Genomic DNA, 21,711 nt, shown 5'->3' with positions numbered 1-21,711 from the left:
ATGATACGCCCTCAACCATAACGCCCAGTAATATAATCCTCGGTACGCCGCTGACGCGGTGAGGTGAAGATGTCGTCGGTGTCGTTATACTCCACCAGCCGGCCCTGATGAATAAACGCCGTGTAGTCGGATACCCGTGCCGCCTGCTGCATGTTGTGTGTCACCAACACCACGCTGTACTGCTGTTTCAGCGCGGAAATCAGCTCTTCGATGGTCAGGGTCGAGATCGGATCCAGCGCCGACGTGGGCTCATCGAGCAGCAACACCTCAGGTTCAATCGCTATCGCCCGTGCAATCACCAATCTCTGCTGCTGGCCGCTAGAAAGACGAAATGCGTTCTCACGCAGTCGGTCTTTCACCTCATGCCACAGCGCCGCTGCACGCAACGAACGCTCAACCGCCTCATCCAGGATCCGTCGGTCACGCACACCTTGCAGACGCAAGCCGTAAACCACATTTTCATAAATCGACTTCGGGAACGGGTTCGGCCGCTGAAACACCATCCCCACTCGGCGTCTTAACGCCGCAACGTCGATTTGCGATCCATAAATACCCTGGCCATTAAGCTGCACGTCGCCCTCAATGCGGCAATTATCCACCAAATCATTCATACGATTGAAGCAGCGTAACAGCGTTGATTTACCGCAACCCGACGGGCCAATCAGCGCCGTCACCCGGTGTTTGGGAATACGCAGAGAAATATCATGCAGCACCTGTTTTTCACCATAAAACAGGTTGAGACCGTTTACCGCCAACGCGGTATGTTCATCATCAAGATGCTGGACATCCAGCCGGGGCAAACTGCCTGGCGTCATCAAACCCATTACGCACTCCCCAAGAATAACGTCATTATTACTGCGACCATGCTCTGTACCGCTCCCTTAGCGAGTGTCGGATGCCCATCGCCGCCAAATTCAACCCTACCACAATCACCACCAGCAGGAAGGCGGTGGCAAACACCAAAGGACGGGCCGCTTCCACGCTTGGGCTCTGGAAAGCCATATCGTAAATTTGGAAACTCAGATGCATAAACTTCCGCTCCAGGTGCAGATACGGGAAAATGTCATCCACCGGTAGCACAGGGACGGATTTCACTACGCCAACCAGCATCAGCGGTGCCGTCTCTCCGGCTGCGCGCGCCACCGCCAGGATCAACCCCGTCATCATTGCTGGCGCAGCCATTGGCAAAACAATGCGCCACAGCGTTTCCGCCCGGCTGGCCCCCAGCGCCAACGAGCCCTGACGCAGTGAGGCTGGAATACGCGACAGCCCCTCTTCAGTGGCAACAATCACCACCGGCAACGTCAGCAACGCCAAGGTCAACGCCGCCCACAATACGCCCGGCGTACCAAAGGTTGGGTTAGGCAGCGATTCCGGGAAGAACAGCTGATCTAGGCTGCCGCCAATCATATAAACAAAGAAACCAAGGCCAAATACGCCGTAAACGATCGACGGCACACCGGCCAGATTAACGACCGCGATGCGTATCAGACGCGTCAGCACGTTATTACCCGCGTACTCGTGCAAGTAGACGGCGGCGATCACACCAAACGGCATCACCACAATCGACATCAGAATCACCATCAGCACCGTGCCAAAAATAGCCGGGAATACGCCCCCTTCGGTATTGGCTTCACGCGGGCTATCGCTAAGGAACTTCTTCACCTGCTCACCCCAATGCACCAGCTTTTGCGTGGTGTTCATCGCATTGGGATACCAGGCATCACGCACCTGACTAAGCGCAATGGTGTGAGTCTGGCCGTGCATATCACGCAACAACAACGCATCACGGTGGCGATCGCGGTTCAATCCGTCCAACCGGTCAGACAGCACGCGATACTGGCGCTGTAACTCCAGTCTTTCAGCATTGATGGAAGCCTGAGCACGCGCGCTCAACTGTTCGCCGTGCTGCAAGCTTTTCTCGCGCAGGCGCAACGCGTCAAACCGTTGGTTGATGCGCGCCATATCGCGGAACTGAATATCATGTGCCTGGCGTGAAAGCGCAGCAATTTGCGGCAAACGCTGTAACAGCGCTTGGCTGAGGTTACGCCCGGTCAAGGGTTGACCGTCCTGTAGCATACCGGCCAAATAGCCATAGGCTGTGCCGTTGCTGTTGCGCTCCAGCACCAGTAAATCGCGCGGCGTGCTTTGACGACGAATATCGCCAGCCAGCAGCGTGCGGAAATCCTGCCCTTCACTCTCGCGATTGCCTACCTTGATCAGATAACGTTCAAAGCTCGGCGCATTTCCTGGCGGTAATTCAACGCCAGACTCCTGCAATTGACGGCGCGGAATGCTCTGTTGCTGGTACAACTCACCGATCATCGTCACCGGTCCGGCAGCGCTTTGGTTGAGTTCAAATTGGTAGACAGGGCTGGGCCAGAAATAACGCATACCCTGCCCAGCCAGCAGCAGCAGAATACCGATCAACGCTAACAGACTGACGGCGACCGAACCGGCGGTCAGCCAGATCCACGGTGAACCGCTCTTCGCCCAACGTCTCATGGCGCCTCCTGGTTCAAGGTATAACGTTCACGCAAACGCAGACGAATGGCTTCCGCCAGCGTGTTGAAGACAAAGGTGAAAATGAAGAGCACCAGCGCAGTCAGGAACAGTACGCGATAATGGCTGCTACCGGCAACGGCCTCTGGCATCTCAATGGCGATATTGGCAGCCAAAGCGCGCAAGCCCTGGAACAGGCTGCCGTCGATAACCGGTGTATTTCCGGTCGCCATCAGCACGATCATGGTTTCGCCTACCGCCCGGCCAAAGCCAATCATCAGCGCCGAGAAAATACCGGCGCTGGCAGAAGGTAAAACCACCCGCATCACGGTTTGCCATTGCGTTGCCCCCAAGGCCAACGATCCCTGGCTCAAGGTTGCCGGCACGCTGAACAAGGCATCCTCAGCCAGAGAGAAGATAATCGGCACCAGCGCAAAGCCCATCGCCACGCCGACCACCAGCGTATTACGCTGGTCATAATCATCACCCAGCCAAAAATGCAGCGGTTCGCCGAACAGTTTCACCTCCAGCCAAGGCCCAAGGGTGAACGCCAACCAAACGGTGAGGGCTATCAGCGGTAATAGGATCAGCAGGTCAACCCCCGGCGGCAGACGACGCGATGCCAAGCGGTTCACCAGCGCCCCGCTCGCCAGAACGACCCCGGCCAGCAACAGCGGCAACGACAAGACCGCCAGTAAATAGTGTTCGATCACCGGGGCCAGCCAAATACCGGCCACCAGCCCGATCACTACCGTCGGTAAGGCGCCCATGACCTCAATTGCCGGTTTGATCACCCGCCGCAACCCGGCGGACATGAAATAGGCCGTATAAATTGCCCCGGCTAACGCCAGTGGAATGGCAAACAGCATGGCGTAGGCCGCGGCTTTGAATGTACCGAAAATGACCGGAATCAGGCTGAACTTGGCCTGGTAGCTGTCCTCGCCAGAGGTTGACTGCCAAACGTAAGCCGGTTCGGGGTAATTCTCGTACCACACCTTGTGCCACAGTGAGCGCCAGGTGACATCGGGATAAGGGTTATCGATCGCATAGTGTTGCCAGCCCTGTGCCGTTTCCAACAGCAGGCCATCACCGCGTGGGGCGAATGCCATCTGCTGTACCCCAGCGGCGAGTCTGCCATTCAGCAATGGCTGTGGTTGGATACTGGAAAATAACGAGAAGCCACCGTCGGGCCTCAGCGTAGCAAACACCCGGCGATACGGTTCAGCCACCAGTAAATCCTGTGGTTCGGACTGATGGTCGAAATGTTGAACTGGCGTCAACTGCCAGCGCTGATCTTTTTCAACATCAAACCATTCACGCATAACGCCATTGGCCGCTTCAATCAATAACGCACTGCCGCCGGGCAACGCCGTCAGTTGATAAGGGGGATGATCGCCGAGAATACGGCTCTCTTTTAGCTGTAACTGGGTATCGTTTATTTGATAGCGGGCCAGCCGATTACCTGCCAGCAGGTAGAGTTGACGGCCGTCCGGCGTTAATACCAACTGTTGCACCGCGCTATTAAGCGGGTGTTCACTCAGTTGTGGGGGTTGATCGTGGCTAAAACGGCCGAACACCAAACGGCGATCGGCGGTGATCCCCGCCAGCAAATACTGCCCATGCCGCGCCTGGGACAGTGTCAACAAGGCCAACGGCTGCCCCTGTTTGTCCAGCGTTAACGGCCGTTGTCCAAGCGGGAATAACCACTGCGGTAACGACGTACCTGCAGCGGCAAAATCCGCGCTGGCGACAATAAATCGACCGTCGGCCTGCGCCAAAGCAAACAAATCACGCTCGCCAGCCGCCTGGGTCAACAGCACCGGTTTGCTCAGCAACGGTTGTTGCGTCAACGGCGCCCCCGTTTTAGTACCTTCTTGGGACGCTAAGCGGTAAAACTGCCCCGCCCCCTGGTCGTCAATGCGATAACCGATGCGCTGCTGCACATCCATACCCAGCGCCAACGCCGGTGCAGCTGCACTGAACGGCAACGGCGTTGCCTGGCCCATCGCCGCCGGTTTAAACAACGGGAGCACCGCAAACAGCAGGTAAACGAAGATCAGCATCAACGTCATCAGCACCAGCAACCCGCTGACGGTGACCGCCGCCTGCACGCTACGGTCGATGCGCGCTCGCAGGCGATCCCGGGGATGTTGGTTTACCGTAGTCTGTGCCATGTCTCTCGCTATCGCTGATATAAGCAGGCTTGCGCCATAGAATAACCGGGCATCTTATGTCAGTTTTATGACGTTTGCATGACAAAGTTACCCAGAGCACTCATCGAATTTTACGCTGCAATACTCATCATTCATCACATATGTTGCTGAAAAATGATGGCAATACCGATCACATACATAAATATAAAGCACAATAATCACAACTTTATGCTACGCAAACAGCCCCTTCCGCGCTGATGCCACAGTAAATATTTTTACGTATTAAAATGCCTCACGCCAACGTAATGGATATGTTGGACTTTCCTGTCAATCTCTCGCAATAATGATGCAAGATAGTAGGCTGTGTCCCGCAATGGGTCATGGCGCCGTCGCAGTCCCAAAGCCCGCAGTCAAGGCCTGGGGGCTGGGTATAGCGAACCTAGGTTCAAGCCCGACCACGCAGCGCTCGGGCTTTAGGGACGCGACCTGAAGCGGCATCCGGGCTAGGTCCCGGATCCTTTTCTAAAATTGAACTGGAGTGGCAATGGGTCAGGAAAAGCTCTACATCGAAAAAGAATTAAGCTGGTTATCCTTTAATGAACGCGTGTTGCAGGAAGCCGCAGATAAGAGCAATCCCCTGATTGAGCGCATGCGTTTTCTGGGCATTTACTCCAATAACCTTGATGAATTCTATAAAGTCCGTTTTGCCGATCTCAAACGACGCATTCTGATCAGCGAAGAACAGGGTTCTGGCGGCACCTCTCGCCATTTGCTGAAAAAGATCCAGGCCAAGGTATTAAAAACCGATCAAGAGTTCGACAGCCTCTATAACGATTTACTGCTGGAAATGGCGCGTAATCAAATCTTCCTGATCAACGAACGCCAGGTGTCCGAGAACCAGCAGATTTGGCTGCGACAATACTTCAAACAGCATCTGCGCCAACACATCACGCCTATCCTGATCAACCACGAAACCAATCTGGTGCAGTTCCTGAAAGACGATTACACCTATTTGGCCGTTGAGATCATCCGCGGTACGCGCATCGATTACGCGCTGCTGGAGATCCCGTCCGACAAGGTGCCGCGCTTCGTCAACCTGCCACCGGAAGCTCCGCGTCGCCGCAAACCGATGATCCTGTTGGATAACATCCTGCGTTATTGCCTGGACGATATCTTTAAGGGCTTCTTCGACTACGATGCGCTCAATGCCTATTCCATGAAAATGACCCGTGACGCGGAATACGATCTGGTCACCGAAATGGAATCCAGCCTGCTGGAACTGATGTCTTCCAGCCTGAAGCAGCGTCTGACCGCCGAACCGGTGCGTTTTGTTTATCAGCGTGATATGCCAAATGAAATGGTGGAACTGCTACGCGGTAAACTTGGCATCTCCAACTACGATTCGGTGATTGCCGGCGGCCGCTATCACAATTTCAAAGATTTTATCGGCTTCCCTAACGTCGGTAAGGCCAACCTGGTCAACAAACCGCTGCCTCGCCTGCGCCATATTTGGTTCGATAAGTTCCGCAACGGCTTTGACGCCATCCGCGAACAAGACGTGTTGCTTTACTACCCATACCACACTTTTGAGCATGTGCTGGAACTGCTGCGCCAGGCGTCCTTCGACCCCAGCGTGCTGGCGATCAAAATCAATATTTATCGCGTAGCAAAAGACTCCCGCATCATCGAGTCGATGATCCACGCAGCCCACAACGGCAAGAAAGTCACGGTGGTGGTTGAGCTACAGGCGCGCTTTGATGAAGAGGCCAACATCCACTGGGCTAAGCGTCTCACGGAAGCTGGCGTGCACGTTATCTTCTCGGCGCCGGGGCTGAAAATCCACGCCAAGTTGTTCCTGATCTCGCGCCGTGAAGGCGATGAGATTGTGCGCTATGCTCATATCGGGACCGGTAACTTTAACGAGAAAACCGCGCGTATTTATACCGACTATTCGTTGCTGACCGCCGACTCACGCATCACCAATGAGGTGCGTCGCGTGTTCAACTTTATCGAAAACCCATATCGACCGGTCACGTTCGACAACCTGATGGTGTCGCCGCAGAACTCGCGCTTGAAGCTGTATGAGTTGATCGACCAGGAAATTGCCAACGCTGAGGCGGGGCATCCGGCTGGCATTATGCTGAAAATCAACAATCTGGTGGATAAAGGGTTGGTAGATCGGTTATATACCGCCTCCGGCGCCGGTGTAAAAATCCGCCTGTTGGTGCGAGGGATGTGTTCTTTGATTCCCAACCTGCCGGGGATCAGTGACAATATTCAGATAATCAGCATCGTCGACCGTTATCTGGAACACGATCGGGTTTACGTTTTCGAAAACAAAGGTGACAAACTGGTTTATCTGTCTTCCGCAGACTGGATGACCCGTAATATAGATTACCGCATCGAAGTCGCGGTCTCGCTGCTGGATCCAACGCTGAAACAACGGGTTCTGGATATTCTGGAAATCCTGTTCAGCGACACGGTCAAGGCGCGTTACCTCGATAAAGAACTGAGCAACCAGTACGTACCGCGCGGCAATCGCCGTAAAGTCCGTTCTCAGGTTGCCATTTATGAGTATTTAAAAGCTCTGGAACAACCAGGACAGTAGGCCAGCAACTATGCCGCTAAAAAGCACAGCAACGAACAAACCGCAGGAAATCGCTGCCATCGATCTCGGGTCGAACAGTTTCCACATGGTGATTGCCCGCGTCGTCAACGGCGCCTTACAGGTATTAGGCCGTTTAAAGCAGCGGGTACACCTCGCCGATGGATTGGACAGCAACAATGTGCTCAGTGAAGAGGCAATAGAACGTGGCCTGGCCTGTCTGGCGCTGTTTGCCGAACGGCTTCAGGGCTTCCCGGCGGATAACGTTACGATCGTCGGTACCCATACATTACGCCAGGCCGTAAACGCAGAGGTCTTCCTCAAGCGCGCGGCCAAAGTCATCCCTTACCCCATTGAAATCATCGCCGGGCAGGAAGAAGCACGTCTGATCTTTATGGGCGTGGAACATACCCAGCCGGAAAAAGGCCGCAAGTTGGTGATCGATATCGGCGGCGGTTCCACCGAGCTGGTGATCGGCGAAGACTTTGAGCCCCTGCTGGCAGAAAGCCGCCGCATGGGTTGCGTCAGTTTCGCCCAGCAGTTTTTCCCTGGCGGGGAAATCAGCAAAAACAACTTTAAACGTGCACGCCTCGCAGCAGCGCAGAAACTGGAAACCCTGGCCTGGCAATACCGCATTCAGGGCTGGCAGTATGCGCTAGGCGCGTCCGGCACCATCAAAGCGGCACACGAAGTGCTGGTGGAAATGGGTGAAAAAGACGGTCTGATTACGCTTGAAAGGCTGGAGATGTTAGCGGAACAGGTGCTGCAGTTTAAAAACTTCAGTGCACTGAGCCTGCCGGGGCTGTCAGAAGACCGTCAGTCGGTATTTGTTCCAGGTTTGGCTATCCTGTGTGGCGTATTCGATGCGCTGGCAATCCGCGATCTGCGTCTTTCCGACGGTGCTCTGCGTGAAGGCGTCCTGTACGAGATGGAAGGCCGTTTCCGCCATCAAGATATTCGCAGCCGCACCGCCAAGAGCCTGGCCGATCACTACAATATCGACCGTGAACAAGCCAAACGGGTGCTGGAAACCACGGAACTGTTGTACGCACAGTGGATGGCGCAAAACACCAAGCTGGCGAACCCGCAGTTGGAAGCCCTGTTGAAGTGGGCCGCCATGCTGCATGAAGTAGGCTTAAGCATCAATCACAGTGGGATGCACCGCCACTCGGCCTATATTCTGCAAAACACCAACTTGCCTGGCTTTAACCAAGAGCAGCAGTTGTTGCTGGCTGCATTGGTCCGCTTCCACCGTAAAGGCATTAAGCTGGAAGAACTGCCACGCCTGAACCTGTTCAAGAAAAAACATTACCTGCCGCTGATCCAACTGTTGCGTCTGAGTACCCTGCTCAACAATCAACGTCAGTCGACCACTACCCCAGAAACGTTGCGTCTGAGCACTGACGACAACCACTGGACACTGCGTTTCCCTGCGGGCTATCTGGCGCAAAACAGTCTGGTGCAACTGGACTTTGAACGTGAACAGGCCTACTGGAACGACGTCGTGGGTTGGAAACTGATTTGCGAAGAAGAAGGCTCGCAGGACGAGCAGCGCTCAGCCTAAATCTATCGCCCCCGCTTGGGGGCGATAATCAAGGTTGTGCCGGCAGCAGTGCCGTGAGCGGCTGAGGTTCACTGATAAAATAGCCCTGCATATAATCCACGCCAGCGCCCTTGAGCGCCGCCCACTGTTCCGCGCTTTCAACATACTCCGCCACAATGACCAATCGCTTCATCCGTGCGACCTTGCAAATCGACATGATTACCTGGAAATCCACCGGATTGGTCAGCATATCGCGTACAAAACTCCCGTCTATTTTCAGCATATCCACCGGCAGTATCTTGAGCCGATCGTAGCTGGCATAGCCCGTGCCAAAATCATCTAACGCTATACGGCATCCCATTTCACGTAATACCTGCAAATTGGTACCGGCGTAGTCGGTATCCTGCAGCAAATGCGACTCGGTCACTTCCAGTGTCAGTTGATAGGGTTCAATCCGGTACTGCTTCAGCAAATTCTGCACGTCATGGCACAGCATGGGCCTGCACAGCGAAGAGGGGGACACATTGATCGCAAAGCGTACGCTGGGCAGTTCGGTACGGTGTTTGTCCATAAATTTTAACGTATTGCGCAGTACCCACATGTCCAGCCGATAGGACAGACCGAACTCATGCACCACCGGTAAAAAGTCGTTCGGTGAGATGATCGCCCCCTGATCATCACGCATACGTAACAGAATCTCGTGGTACCTATCGCCGCGCAGACCCAGGATCGGCTGCGCCATCAGGATAAACCCATCGCTATCCAGCGAACTCTGCACCCCATGCAGCAACGCCACCTTGCGTTTGATTTCGTCCTGTATCAAATGACCACCATTGTGTGCGCTCTCCGGCTTGCCACTGGTCAGCGAGACTTCGGCCAACGAGCTGAGTTCCCCCAGCAGAAGATACAGATGCTCAAAATCGGCAATCACACTGCAGTACCCGAGTCCCAACGGCGGATGGATTGGCAACCCATTCCAAACCAATCGGAATTTTTCCAACCCGCGGTAAATCTCAGCGACCTTTTCTTCACTGTTACTGCCGTCCACTCGCAACAACAGGTCATAGCCCGGCAAATGGTAAACCCCCTCGCCCGGCGCCAAGATTTGGTGTAAAAGCGCGGCCAACTGCTGCTTAAAACGAATGCGCAACTGCATGCCGTAATTACGGCTTAACAAGTCCAACTCACTCACGCGCAGAAAGCACAACGTCGAAGGCGGTGATTGGGCCAGATCCCGTTTAAGGGCGCGCAGATTGGGCAATCCAATCACCGGGTCCTGCAGCGCGGCGTTTTGCGCCCTGGCATGACTCAACCGTTGGCGAGTATTGAGCGCAGACATCAAGAAAATGCATAAGGTAAACACCACCATCATCGAAGAAATAACGGCAAGGTTATGCAACAGGTTTTCGTGCTGGGCATAGTCGGGATGATGGGAAAGCAACACCAAAAGCGTGGACGACCAAATGATGCAATTGAATTGGTAGCCAAAACGCATTGCGCCATACAGCATCACCGGCAGCAGTAATATCAGACCGTAGCCCCCCAACAACAGAGGATTGGCATCTTTTGCATGATAAGACAGCAATATGACCATTGCGCACAGGATCAAAAACCACAGCGCCAGCTCTTTTTTATCGACGTCTGGAGCCATTTCACGGCCAACGCGCCGCCAAAGTCTTAACATGAACCCGGGCTTTTTCAGCAGGCGCAACATAAAGTAGAACAGTGGCACCGCGGAAAGGCACCCTAATAACAACGCCTGGAAATTAACCAACGCGAGCAGATAGCCATTATCACCCGGCATCATTCCCAGCTCGTCAGGCAATTGTTTTAACCCCACCAACAGCTTCAATCCGAGAATAAACAGCAGCGCCGGCAACACGATCAGCCAGACCAGCCTTGCCTTGACCAACCTGGGCACGCCGGGGGCCGCACACCAGCGACGCTGGGTTTGGTTGCGATACCCCAGCCAACATAGGCTTAGGCATAACAGGTATAACGCCGTGAGCAGCACGCCGCTTTCCAGGCCAAGTCGGCAGCCGTAACGCAGTAAAATGGCAAGAGCAATTCCCGGCAACGCCCGCCAGTCATAAACCATCAACAACGCAATACAGGCTGCCAGCGGCAGGTAGAGCAGATAAACCTTGCTCTCGGGTAACATGATGCGGGGGGAGAGCCAACCGGCGAACGGGATCAACAACAAGCTCCAGATCAGGGGGTATCCCCACCAGCGCTCACGCAAATGTTTCCAAAATGTCGGTTTAACCATAAAAATAATGAGTCCTTCAGAGCGCAATTCCATTCACGCGTTCAGGTGGTAAGGCAGGTTCCTTTTCATACCTCTATCCATTCATGAGGCAAACTGAAAGTACCATATGCGACAGGGGAACGGGGGGGAATTTTATGCACGAGGGCCGTCTCAGGCTTGACGCCGATCAACCAAGGAGGAAAAGTTGGGTAAAAATATGTCAGCCATTTTTTGTCATCTCTTAACATGCTGATCCCACAGATAAACTCAAACCCAAGCTAAACACCGGTCAAATACTCTGTTTGGGTCGCCGGAAATAAATAGACAATATTTGTCACCAATCGCTAGAATCCCATTTACACTTTATCGGCTTTCATTACTCGCTCTCAGTACGGTAAAGGCACGGCCTATTACGCTCATATGAGCCGTTGGCTCCACACAGCCGCTACAGTGGCTACCGTTTGAAAGGCAGCGGGTATAACACAGGAAACCGGCATGCCGGGTGATATATGCGTAAAAAAACTACCGGACAAATGACGAAAATAGTGCTGTTTATCAGCTTTATCATTTTAGTCGGCCGTCTGCTGTATGCCGCCGTCGTTGCGGTGCCCCATCATCAGGAAAAAAAGCTCGCCCCCTATCAAGAGACCACCGAGGTAGAGGGAGAAAACCAGGACACTCCCCCCTGAACCGACAGACCCAACACCTCCTGCAGAGCAATCGAATAGTTAAGCAGCCTGCCGTCGGACCGCATTTCGGCATGCCAGGCCCCTTACTTATTCCTTGGCATCTGTGCCCATTTCATAAAAATGACGCCTGCATTCACTATGCTCTATCTTGTGTAGAGATCGCCCGTAAGGATCACTGAGTGCCAGTAAGGAATACCATGTCCGCCGCAACGCATAATGTTAAAAAAGTCGCTGAGCATCGTCAGCGCATTCTTTCCCTGCTGTTAAACAACAAAGACCTGATAGACGGTATTCTCGGCAGACCAGGGGATGAAAACGCCCTCAGTAAAAGTGAACTGCTAAACCAGACCGCCGAAATTACCGGGCTGCTGGACGACATGCATGCCGCTGACCTGGCCGACTTACTGGAAGCGTTACCGCAGGACGAACGCCTGGCGCTGTGGCGTTTGGTTGGCAATGCCAAACGCGGCCAAACACTGGTGGAAGTGGCCGAACCGGTGTGGGACAGCCTGATCGAAGAGATGAGCGATAAAGACCTGCTCAAGGCGATCAAAACGCTGGATGTCGACGAACAGGCTTATCTGGCTCAATATCTGCCGCGTAACCTGATGGGCCGCCTGCTGACCTCGCTGGAGCCGGATCAGCGTGCGCAGGTGCGCGAGATGATCCACTACGGCAAAGACACCGTCGGCTGGATGATGGATTTTGAACTGGTCACTGTGCGCCCTGACGTTACCCTCGGGGCCGTGCATCGTTTCTTGCGGCTGCGCAAAACCATCCCGGACGCTACCGATAAACTCTTTGTCACGGACCGTAAAAATACGCTGCTCGGTGAACTGCCGCTGACCGCGGTGCTGCTCAACGATCCTGAAACGCCGGTACACGCAGTCATGGACAACGATCCCACCCGTTTTCTGCCGGAAGACAAAGCGGAGGCTGCAGCCAGCGCGTTTGAACGTTATGACCTGATCAGTGCCCCGGTTGTCGATGCCAAGGGCAAACTGATGGGCCGCCTGACGATTGAAGAGATCGTCGACGTCGTCAATGAAGAAAGCGACAGCAACCTTCGCCGTATGGGGGGGTTGAGCCCGGAAGAAGATGTATTTGCCCCTGTCAGCAAAGCGGTGAAAACTCGCTGGGCTTGGTTGGCAATCAATCTGTGCACCGCGTTTATCGCGTCACGTGTCATCGGCCTGTTTGAACACACCATTTCGCAGTTGGTGGCATTGGCGGCGTTGATGCCCATCGTTGCGGGTATCGGCGGCAATACCGGTAACCAAACCATTACCATGATTGTCCGCGCACTTGCGCTACACCAGATCGAAGTTGGCAATATTTCTCGCCTGATGCTCAGGGAGCTTGGCGTCGCCATCATTAACGGCGTCGTATGGGGCGGCATTATGGGGATAGTCACCTGGCTGCTCTATGGCGACTGGGCTATGGGTGGCGTCATGACGTTAGCCATGATCCTCAACCTATTGGTGGCGGCGCTGATGGGGGTGGTGATCCCAATGACCATGCTAAAAATGGGCCGAGATCCCGCTGTCGGTTCCAGCGTACTGATCACGGCATTAACCGATACCGGCGGCTTCTTTATCTTCCTCGGTCTGGCCACGTTGTTCCTGCTCTGACGCTGTCGAGCCGGCGGCAACGCCGGCTTTTGCGCTCGCTCACTAAAGCCGTTTGATTCAGTATGTTTTCTTGCTGTGCTGTACTACCCTTTGGCAATAAACTTCTCATCCCATCCGCGTCATGACGTAGTTCAGTGACAGATGCCAGCGTTAAGGTTGTCTATGGATATCAGCGCACCGAATCATCTCACTACGCGCAAAAGCGTGCTGTTGACGCAGACTTTGCTGGCAGCCGTAGCCGTTTTTATGTTGGCCTTGTTGTGTCTGACGTTGTCGAACGAATCCAGCCATTTTACGCCGCTGTGGTTCCCTACGGCTGCCATCATTACCCTGTTGTATCGCCATTCGCCGCGCCAATGGGGATTACCCTTGCTGGCCTGTGGGCTGGGTATCATAAGCGCCAGCGTTATCCTGTACGGATTTAGCTGGGTGCCGGTAAAGCTTGCGCTGATCAACCTGCTGGAAGCCTCCGTCAGTACCCTGCTGCTGCGCCGTATGCTGTTGTCTGACGATCCCCTGAATAATCTGGCCAGTTGGCTAAAGTTCGTGGTCTGTGCGGTCATTTTCACCCCGCTATTTAGCGCCTTGCTGGCCGCCTGGTGGGCCCCTGCCCCGGAGCAATCCTTCTGGCAGCCCTTCAATACCTGGTTTATTTCGGAAGCCATTGGCGTCCTGTCACTGGCACCGATTGGATTGGTCTATCGCCGGCGCATGCTGGAGCAGTTAAACCTGTTCTCCTTGCTGCTGACGCTCATGATGGCGCTGATTTTTTGCTATCTCGCGCTGACCTATCTGCCTTTCCCGTTTACCTTTGTCATTCTTCCTCTGCTGTGGGCGGCGATCGCACTGCCACGCCTGGAAGCCTTTGTGACCTGCTTTTGTACCACATTGATGATCACCGTGATGATTTCACTTGGGCTGCTGCATTTTAATGTTCCCGCCGAACCGCTCAGTGACATCGAAATCTACTTACCGATTCTGTTGATTTTGATCCCCGCACACGCCATGGCGATGGTCATGCACGCCTTCCGGGTAGAAAAACAGCATATCGTCGAGAGCGAAGCCCGCTTTCGTAATGCGCTGGAATACTCCGCTATCGGTATGGCGCTGGTCTCTCCGCAAGGGAAATGGCTACAGGTCAATCAAGCACTGTGCAACCTGCTGGGCTACACCCCGGAAGCTCTGCGGCGCTTGACGTTTCAGGAGATCACTCACCCGGATGATTTGAATGCCGACCTGATGCAGTTACAGGATCTGCTCGAAGGCCATATCAGCAGCTACACCCTGGAAAAACGCTATATTCGCAGCGATGGCGAACACGTCTGGGCTCTGCTGGCTGTCTCAATGGTGCGCGATGCCGAAGGCCTACCGCTGTATTTTATTTCTCAGGTGGAAGACATCAGCGAACTGAAACGCACCGCCGCAGAGAATCATCGGTTGGTTGAACGCATCACGCTGGCCAATCAGGTGGGGGGGATTGGCGTTTGGGAATGGGTCATGGACGGTGAGGAACTCACCTGGGACAAGCGCATGTTTGAACTCTATGACCTCAGTCCAGAGCAGACGCCTACGCTTTCACTGTGGCGCACCCTCCTGCTGCCGGAAGATCGCGAGCGAACCGACCGTGAAATGGCCTCTTTGCTGGACCAACCGCGTCCTTTTATCCTCGAATTCCGGCTGCTTTCCCGCCAAGGAAAAGTCCGCCATATCCGCGGCCAGGGCAACGTCATTCTGGATGCACAAGGCCGCCCGCTGCGCATGATCGGCACGAACATTGATATGACGGAAGTCCGCAATCTGACCGAAGCGCTGCACCAAGAGAAAGAACGTCTGCACATCACGCTGGATGCCATTGGCGAAGGGGTGATTTCAACTGACGATGCCATGCATATCACCTTCATGAATCCGGTGGCCGAACAGATGTGCGGCTGGCCGCTGAGTCTGGCTGTTGGCATGCCGATTGCAGGAGTCGTACGCATGACTAACGGCAAAGATGGCATGGAAGTGGAAAACCCGGTCCAGTGCTGCCTTCAGGAAAATCGTCAGCTTTCGGCGGATTATGCCCTGGTGCTGCACAGTCGTGACGGCCGTCACTTTGATATTCAACAATCGGTATCGCCGCTGAAAACCCTCGGGGGTGGCGTGATGGGGGCTGTGATGGTGTTGCAAGATGTCACGGCTTCACGCGAGTTGATGCGTAAACTGAGTTACAGCGCCGCCCATGATGCCCTCACCAGCCTGCCCAATCGCACCAGTTTTGAGAAACGCCTGAAAGCCGCCATTCTGGGCTCCGGTGAAAAACAGCGGCAGCATGCGCTGGTGTTCCTCGATCTCGATCGTTTCAAGGCCGTCAATGACAGCGCCGGGCATGCGGCAGGCGATGCATTGCTGAGGGATATTGCCCAACTGATGCAACGCCACGTGCGTGACAGCGACTGCCTGGCAAGGCTCGGGGGGGATGAGTTTGGGCTAATCCTGTTTGATTGTGCCAGCGAGCAGGCAAAATCCCTGATGCAGCAGCTGGTTAACAACATCAGCCAGCACCCGTTCTATTGGGAAGGAAAGGTTTATCACGTAGGTGCCAGCGCTGGCATCACCCGTATAGAGAGCGGCAGTGGTAAAAGCGGCGAGCTGTTGGCGCAGGCGGACATTGCCTGTTATACCGCCAAACATCGCGGCCGCGGGCAGGTCTATCTGTATGAGGCACGGCAAAAACAGATGCTGGAACGCCAGCATGAGCTGCTGACGAGACAGGAAGTGATGAGCATTATTGCCGACGGGCAGTTGATGCTCAGTGTTAAGGCCGTGGCACCGCCGAAAACCCCACTGGCAGTGTGTTTCTATCAGTTAAAACTGCAGGTCATGCCGCTGGATCCACGTCCGTTGAACGGAGAGGCGTTTCTCGCTGCGGCACAGCTTTATGGCCTGCTGCCGGACGTCGATGACTGGGTCAGCCGGCAGGTTCTCGAGCGCCACGCCGCAGAGATCGGGGCGAAAGGCCTGACAATCGCGCTCCCACTCTCGACAGACAGCCTGCTCGACGCCGGGTTCCGACAACACCTGATCACACGGTTAAATGCCTCTCCATTACAACCACAGGCTTTGCTGCTGGTGGTCGATGAGGCGGCGGTGCTGGAACACGATGACATTTGCAGGCCGTTTATCCACCAATTACAACGGCTGGGCTGCAAGCTGATCGTCAGCGGCTTCGGCCACAGCCTCAACGCCTTCGACGAACTGCATGGCCGTCGGATTGACTATATCCGCATTGATGAGCGCTTTATCACCCAGGTTCACTGCAACCAGATGGATGAACTGATGGTTTCCATGCTTAACGGTGCAGCCCACCGTGTACATGCCCAGACACTGGCAGGCCCAGCACACCAGCAGATAACATTGCATACGTTGCAGGCTCTGGGCGTCGACCTGGCAGACGGTGACGCCGTGGCGCGGGAACAACCCCTTACCGAGCTGCTCAGCGGCGGTTATTTCGGCATAAGGTAACTGCCTCAGCGCGGCGCTCTCCTGTGTTCTTTTGCGTTGCGGCATCCTGTGCCGCACGCCCCCAGCACGTTTTTGCTTAGCCAATCAGATGTTAGTGGTATAACTAACGGGTGAAAGTTAATCCTTCGTACAATCACTTTGATACGGAAATCAGCACGCCCGTTAATTTCCAGGAACCATCTTTGCACGTAATTGCTCAGGGATAATGGCTATGAAAAACGAGTGGTTTGCCGCCAGGGAGCTGACAGGCATAGCAGGACTGCCCTCTTCACCACAGGGAATCAATTTGATGGCGCGGCGCGAAGGTTGGATCAGCCGCCGCCGTAAAGGCATCCAGGGGAAAGCGGTGGAATACCATATCAACAGCCTGCCTATTGGCCCGCGCAAGCTGTTGATGTTGCAGGAAGAACCCGCAGAATATCAGGTTGAACGCCAAGAGCCACTGGCAGTATGGGTGCAGTATTACTATCACCTGAGCGAAACCGAACGCGAGAAGGTGCTGGCATTCCTGATGCGTGAAGGGATAGAAAGCCTACTGGCTCGTATCGACAACGAAGGATAACGCCACCGCGCTAATTGTCGACATCCGCCAGCGGTACCCATGCGTCGTTATGCCACAAATGGAGCGTGGCGTAAGAACGCCACGGCCGCCAGCGTTCGGCATATTTTTCAATTTGGCGCGGCGTCAGGTCAGGGAAGCGTTGCTTGATCAAATAATCCCCCGCCAAAAACACGTCTGGCCAGGACCAGGCACGCATCGCGATATAACTGGCCGTCCAACTGCCAATCCCCGGCAAGGCGGTCAGCGCCTTAATACCTTGCTCAATATCCAACACGTTATCCAACTGGAGCCGCCCTTCGGTTACCGCACGCGCAATCGCAATGATTGCCGCTGCGCGTTTCAACTGCACCCCCAGCGGACGCAACGCCTCAGGGTGTAACTGCGCGACCTGCTCAGCATTGGGGAACAGATGTGTAATGCCGCCATAGGGTTGTTCCAGCGGCGTCCCCCACTGCTCAGCCATCCGCCCGGCAAAAGTCGCGGCCATCTTGACGCTCACCAACTGCCCCAAGACGGCACGGACCGCCTGTTCAAAACTGTTCACGCAACCGGGCAGCCGCAACCCTGGCGCATCGGCAGCCAATGCGCCCAAGGCATGGGCAATCAAATCCGGTGCGGCGTCCAGATCAAACAGTTGACGGATCCGGCGCAGCACTTCCGTGGTCACCCGGCTTAATGAGGCGGCAATCTCTACTCGTACCCGGTTGCGCGTTTCATCCGGCTGGACGCTCACCCAGCCGCAATACTCGACGCCCCCTTGGGTAATGGCTATCGCTCGCAGATACTGCTGCCCATCAACCCGTTCGACACCGCTCACCGCACGCGCATGCAAAAAACCCAACATGCGCTGCCAGTCATAGGGCGGTCGGTAGCCCAGATGAAACACCAGCCCGCTGGCAACGGTGGGCGCATTGCGGTCGCTGCTGCTGCGCAGCGCCGATGGAATAAGCCGGTAGCGTGCCTTGAACAGCTCATTAAAACGCCGCAGGCTGCCAAAACCGGCCGCAAATGCGACGTCACTCAATGGCATATCGGTATCCGCCAGCAGGCGTTTGGCCTGCAACAACCGGTGCGACTGGGCGTAATCAATCGGCGATGCCCCAAACTGATCGGCGAAGATACGCCGCAAATGACGATCAGAGATCCCCAGCCGCGCGGCCAGTTGCTCGCAACTGTGTTCTGACAGGTACCCTTGTTCAATCAACTGCACCGCCACCTGCGCATAGCGATTGCCAAGATCGATCAGCGCCAACCCCGGTGCCAGCTCCGGCCGGCATTTCAGACAGGGGCGGAACCCCGCCAGTTCCGCCGCCGCGGCGCTGGGGTAAAAAGTGCAGTTTTCGATTTTCGGCGTACGGGCACTGCACACCGGCCGACAATAAATGCCGGTCGAGGAAACACCGACGAAAAAGCGGCCGTCGAATTTGCGGTCGCGCGCGCTCAGTGCGTCGTACAGCGCCTGTTGTTGGTTTTTCATGGCAACGCTCGGGGTCAGTTTTTTGTTCATTATGCGACTCGGCTGGTGCGCTGACGTGCGGAATTCGGACATTAAGTTAAGCATGCCATGCTGGTCGCCGCTAAATTTTTCGTCAGTTAAGCGCCCACACGTTGCCCAGGAGCCAAGTCTCGGGTAAAGTCGCCCCCCTTCATTGGCATGGGGATTGAGAAAAGACATGTTTATTGGATTCGATTACGGAACAGCCAACTGTTCTGTCGCAGTGATGCGTGATAACGGCCCCGAGCTACTGACGTTGGAAAACAACGAACCTTACCTGCCGTCGATGCTTTGTGCACCGACGCGTGAAGCCGTGAGCGAATGCTTGCACCGCCACTGGCAGGTACCGACCGGCAGCGAAGAAAATCAGCAACTGCTGCGCCGGGCCATTAGCTACAACCGCGAAGAAGACATTCCCGTCGGTAACGACAGCGTGCTATTTGGCCTACAGGCACTGGCTCACTACGCCGAAGATCCGGAAGAGGTGTATTTTGTTCGCTCGCCGAAATCCTTCCTCGGTGCTAACGGCCTGAAGCCACAGCAGATTGCGCTGTTTGAAGATCTGGTTTGCGCCATGATGTTCCACATCAAACGTCAGGCGGAAAACGTGCTGCAAGACAGCATCAGCCAGGCGGTGATCGGTCGTCCGATCAACTTCCAGGGGATTGGGGGTGAAGACGCTAACCAGCAGGCGCAGGGTATTTTGCACCGTGCTGCCGAGCGCGCCGGTTTCAAGGACATTGAATTCCAGTTTGAACCTGTAGCGGCGGGACTGGACTTCGAAGCGACGCTGAACGAAGAGAAAACCGTGCTGGTGGTAGACATCGGTGGCGGTACGACCGACTGCTCGGTACTGCTGATGGGGCCACAATGGCGCGACCGTGCCGATCGCCAGCAAAGCCTGCTGGGGCACAGCGGGTGCCGTGTCGGCGGTAACGACCTGGACATCATGTTGGCGTTCAAACAGCTGATGCCGCTGTTCGGCATGGGTGGCGAAACCGGCAAGGGTATCGCGCTGCCCGCGCTGCCTTATTGGAACGCGGTCGCCACCAACGACGTGCCGGCACAAAACGACTTTTACAGCGTCGCCAACGGTCGCATGCTGCGTGATTTGATCCGTGATGCCGCCGAACCGGAAAAGGTCAAACGTTTGCTGAAAGTGCACCAGCAGCGTCTGAGCTACCGGTTGGTACGCGCGGCGGAAGAGAGTAAAATCGCCCTGTCGGCGCAGCAAAGCATCAGCGCGCCATTGGCGTTCGTCCAGCCTGACTTGGTGGAAACCATCAACCAGGATCAGCTTGCCGACGCTATTTCGCAACCCCTGTTGCGTATTCAGGAACAGGTCAGTGCCGCCCTGGCGAGCAGCCAAACCGCACCACAGGTGATTTATCTCACCGGCGGTAGCGCGCGTTCACCCTTGCTGCGTGCCGCGCTGGAACAACAGTTGCCGGGCATCCCTATTGTCGGTGGCAACGACTTCGGCTCGGTAACTGCCGGGTTGGCGCGCTGGGCGCAAACGCTGTTCCGTTAATGGCCTGAGGGCGCGGTATATACCGCGCTCCAGACGGCAGACAAAACCGCAAAAGGGCTAAACAGGTAAGGGTCGAACCTGTTCGATCCGATTTAACCCATTGATTATGCTATAGGGCGTAGCATGCAGCGCCCCTACCATGAAACCAAGGAATGCTTGGTTACTGGAGGAAAGTCGATGTGTGAAATATTTCCCCTGGAAACTGACAGGCTGCGGTTGCGTGCCTGGCGTGACGATGATCTGCCCGCCTTCGCTGCCCTTAATGCCGATCCTCAGGTCATGCGTTATTTCCCCGCCCCGCTCAGTTCCGCGCAAAGTGACGCACTCGCCGACAAGATCCGCCTGTTCATGCAACAGCATGGTTGGGGCTTATGGGCACTGGAAGTGAAAGGCGGAGCACCTTTTATCGGCTTTGTTGGGTTGGCTATTCCTGCTGATGATCTCCCCTGTTCGCCCTGCGTAGAAATTGGCTGGCGGTTGGCTGCAGCACACTGGGGCAAAGGCTACGCCAGTGAAGCGGCCGAGGCCGCATTGCACTATGCCTTCGAACACCTGAATCTGGCAGAAGTGGTGTCCTTTACCGCCGACGCTAACCAACCGTCGCGCCGGGTGATGGAACGCATCGGCATGACGTCCAAGGGTGAAAGCTTCCTTCATCCACGGCTACCCCAAGGCCATCCGCTGCAAAAACATGTACTGTATCGGCTGGGGCAACAATTATGGCGGGAGCAACAATGCTGATCGTTTTTTCCGGGCTGCCGGGCAGCGGCAAAACTACGCTGGCACGGGCGCTGGCAGGTGCATTATCGGCAATTCATCTGCGAATCGACACCCTGGAACAGGCAATCCGTGACAGCGGTGCCTTAGCCAGTGACGTAGGCCCATCAGGCTATTTTGCCGCCTATGGCGTCGCTGAGGATAACCTGCGTCTGGGCCACACCGTGATCGCCGATTCGGTTAACCCACTGCCTGTCACCCGTGAAGCCTGGCATCAGGTTGCGCTCCGGACTGGCAGAACCTGTATTGATATTGAAGTGTTCTGTTCAGACAGTGCGGAGCACCGCCGAAGGATCGAAACCCGAGGCGGCGACATTGCCGGGCTACGATTGCCCAACTGGCAGGATGTCAGTAACCACGATTACATCCCCTGGAACATGCCAGTGGCCTCTATTGATACCGCAGGATGTACAATTGAAGCCTGCCTGGCGCAGCTGCTTCAGTTGATCGATACCGCCCGCGGTTAATCTC

At 55.3% G+C, this 21,711-nt stretch carries 14 protein-coding genes; 9 read left to right on the top strand and 5 right to left on the bottom strand.

Going from position 1 to position 21,711, the window contains the following annotated elements; translation table 11 throughout:
* Positions 1-11: 11 nt before the first annotated feature.
* Genes pstB through ACI2J2_RS20715 form a run of 3 tightly spaced genes read right to left on the bottom strand, consistent with a single transcriptional unit; the run spans position 12 to position 4,676 of the window.
* Positions 12-824, bottom strand: a complete 813-nt coding sequence (gene pstB, locus ACI2J2_RS20725; RefSeq protein WP_404760758.1) for a phosphate ABC transporter ATP-binding protein PstB — start codon at positions 822-824, stop codon at positions 12-14.
* Between the two features lie 28 nt (positions 825-852).
* A complete protein-coding gene (pstA, locus tag ACI2J2_RS20720) occupies positions 853-2,505 on the bottom strand; it encodes a phosphate ABC transporter permease PstA (protein WP_265555420.1) in 1,653 nt (550 codons plus the stop codon).
* On the bottom strand, positions 2,502-4,676 hold the full coding sequence (locus ACI2J2_RS20715) for an ABC transporter permease subunit (RefSeq protein ID WP_404760757.1): 2,175 nt from the start codon (positions 4,674-4,676) through the stop codon (positions 2,502-2,504). The genes pstA and ACI2J2_RS20715 overlap by 4 nt, the downstream gene beginning before the upstream one ends.
* 523 nt (positions 4,677-5,199) lie before the next feature.
* On the opposite strand from ACI2J2_RS20715, the gene ppk1 reads away from it, so the two are divergent.
* Both ppk1 and ppx read left to right on the top strand, forming a co-directional pair.
* Positions 5,200-7,263 (top strand): polyphosphate kinase 1, encoded by a 2,064-nt coding sequence (ppk1, locus tag ACI2J2_RS20710; RefSeq protein WP_209638220.1) that lies wholly within the window; start codon positions 5,200-5,202, stop codon positions 7,261-7,263.
* Positions 7,264-7,273: 10 nt separating this feature from the next.
* Positions 7,274-8,824 carry an exopolyphosphatase gene (gene ppx / locus ACI2J2_RS20705; RefSeq protein ID WP_037424503.1) on the top strand — a complete coding sequence of 517 codons (1,551 nt, stop codon included), beginning with the start codon at positions 7,274-7,276 and terminating at the stop codon, positions 8,822-8,824.
* 28 nt (positions 8,825-8,852) lie between these two features.
* On the opposite strand, the gene ACI2J2_RS20700 is transcribed toward ppx, so the two are convergent.
* Positions 8,853-11,072 carry an EAL domain-containing protein gene (locus ACI2J2_RS20700; protein WP_404760756.1) on the bottom strand — a complete coding sequence of 740 codons (2,220 nt, stop codon included), beginning with the start codon at positions 11,070-11,072 and terminating at the stop codon, positions 8,853-8,855.
* A gap of 488 nt (positions 11,073-11,560) precedes the next feature.
* Here ACI2J2_RS20700 and ACI2J2_RS20695 point away from each other — a divergent pair, with 488 nt between their 5' ends.
* The 4 genes from ACI2J2_RS20695 to ACI2J2_RS20680 all read left to right on the top strand — a co-directional run bounded on the left by ACI2J2_RS20695 (position 11,561) and on the right by ACI2J2_RS20680 (position 17,437).
* Positions 11,561-11,740, top strand: a complete 180-nt coding sequence (locus ACI2J2_RS20695; RefSeq protein ID WP_265555412.1) for a YfgG family protein — start codon at positions 11,561-11,563, stop codon at positions 11,738-11,740.
* Between the two features lie 197 nt (positions 11,741-11,937).
* Positions 11,938-13,371: a magnesium transporter gene (gene mgtE, locus ACI2J2_RS20690; protein WP_209638226.1), complete on the top strand. Its 1,434-nt coding sequence runs from the start codon at positions 11,938-11,940 to the stop codon at positions 13,369-13,371.
* 162 nt (positions 13,372-13,533) lie between these two features.
* On the top strand, positions 13,534-16,875 hold the full coding sequence (locus tag ACI2J2_RS20685) for a diguanylate cyclase (protein ID WP_404760755.1): 3,342 nt from the start codon (positions 13,534-13,536) through the stop codon (positions 16,873-16,875).
* 211 nt (positions 16,876-17,086) lie between these two features.
* Positions 17,087-17,437, top strand: coding sequence for a DNA-binding protein (locus ACI2J2_RS20680; RefSeq protein WP_209638230.1), 351 nt, complete (start codon positions 17,087-17,089; stop codon positions 17,435-17,437).
* A gap of 10 nt (positions 17,438-17,447) precedes the next feature.
* Here the strand turns inward: ACI2J2_RS20680 and alkA are convergent, their stop codons facing one another.
* Entirely contained in the window at positions 17,448-18,944 is a 1,497-nt protein-coding gene (alkA, locus tag ACI2J2_RS20675; RefSeq protein ID WP_404760754.1) for a DNA-3-methyladenine glycosylase 2, read from the bottom strand.
* A 166-nt stretch (positions 18,945-19,110) separates the two neighbouring features.
* On the opposite strand from alkA, the gene yegD reads away from it, so the two are divergent.
* The 3 genes from yegD (at position 19,111) to ACI2J2_RS20660 (ending at position 21,707) form a co-directional block, all read left to right on the top strand.
* Positions 19,111-20,463, top strand: coding sequence for a molecular chaperone (gene yegD, locus ACI2J2_RS20670; RefSeq protein WP_209638232.1), 1,353 nt, complete (start codon positions 19,111-19,113; stop codon positions 20,461-20,463).
* A 177-nt stretch (positions 20,464-20,640) separates the two neighbouring features.
* A complete protein-coding gene (locus tag ACI2J2_RS20665; protein WP_404760753.1) occupies positions 20,641-21,204 on the top strand; it encodes a GNAT family N-acetyltransferase in 564 nt (187 codons plus the stop codon).
* Positions 21,198-21,707, top strand: a complete 510-nt coding sequence (locus ACI2J2_RS20660) for an AAA family ATPase (RefSeq protein ID WP_404760752.1) — start codon at positions 21,198-21,200, stop codon at positions 21,705-21,707. The genes ACI2J2_RS20665 and ACI2J2_RS20660 overlap by 7 nt, the downstream gene beginning before the upstream one ends.
* The last annotated feature ends 4 nt before the right edge of the window (positions 21,708-21,711 follow it).

The organism is Serratia sp. NPDC087055 (assembly GCF_044900985.1).
GTDB lineage: Bacteria > Pseudomonadota > Gammaproteobacteria > Enterobacterales > Enterobacteriaceae > Serratia.
Note: the sequence above shows the minus strand (reverse complement) of the source record. Positions and strands in the feature narration are given on the sequence as shown.

Excerpts from the sequence above, each read along its gene's own strand:
- ACI2J2_RS20700 (WP_404760756.1), bottom strand. The coding sequence starts at position 11,072 with ATGGTTAAACCGACATTTTGGAAACATTTGCGTGAGCGCTGGTGGGGA.
- ACI2J2_RS20685 (WP_404760755.1), top strand. The coding sequence starts at position 13,534 with ATGGATATCAGCGCACCGAATCATCTCACTACGCGCAAAAGCGTGCTG.
- ACI2J2_RS20695 (WP_265555412.1), top strand. The coding sequence starts at position 11,561 with ATGCGTAAAAAAACTACCGGACAAATGACGAAAATAGTGCTGTTTATC.
- pstA (WP_265555420.1), bottom strand. The coding sequence starts at position 2,505 with ATGAGACGTTGGGCGAAGAGCGGTTCACCGTGGATCTGGCTGACCGCC.
- ppx (WP_037424503.1), top strand. The coding sequence starts at position 7,274 with ATGCCGCTAAAAAGCACAGCAACGAACAAACCGCAGGAAATCGCTGCC.
- ppk1 (WP_209638220.1), top strand. The coding sequence starts at position 5,200 with ATGGGTCAGGAAAAGCTCTACATCGAAAAAGAATTAAGCTGGTTATCC.
- ACI2J2_RS20715 (WP_404760757.1), bottom strand. The coding sequence starts at position 4,676 with ATGGCACAGACTACGGTAAACCAACATCCCCGGGATCGCCTGCGAGCG.
- yegD (WP_209638232.1), top strand. The coding sequence starts at position 19,111 with ATGTTTATTGGATTCGATTACGGAACAGCCAACTGTTCTGTCGCAGTG.
- mgtE (WP_209638226.1), top strand. The coding sequence starts at position 11,938 with ATGTCCGCCGCAACGCATAATGTTAAAAAAGTCGCTGAGCATCGTCAG.
- ACI2J2_RS20680 (WP_209638230.1), top strand. The coding sequence starts at position 17,087 with ATGAAAAACGAGTGGTTTGCCGCCAGGGAGCTGACAGGCATAGCAGGA.
- pstB (WP_404760758.1), bottom strand. The coding sequence starts at position 824 with ATGGGTTTGATGACGCCAGGCAGTTTGCCCCGGCTGGATGTCCAGCAT.
- ACI2J2_RS20660 (WP_404760752.1), top strand. The coding sequence starts at position 21,198 with ATGCTGATCGTTTTTTCCGGGCTGCCGGGCAGCGGCAAAACTACGCTG.
- alkA (WP_404760754.1), bottom strand. The coding sequence starts at position 18,944 with ATGAACAAAAAACTGACCCCGAGCGTTGCCATGAAAAACCAACAACAG.
- ACI2J2_RS20665 (WP_404760753.1), top strand. The coding sequence starts at position 20,641 with ATGTGTGAAATATTTCCCCTGGAAACTGACAGGCTGCGGTTGCGTGCC.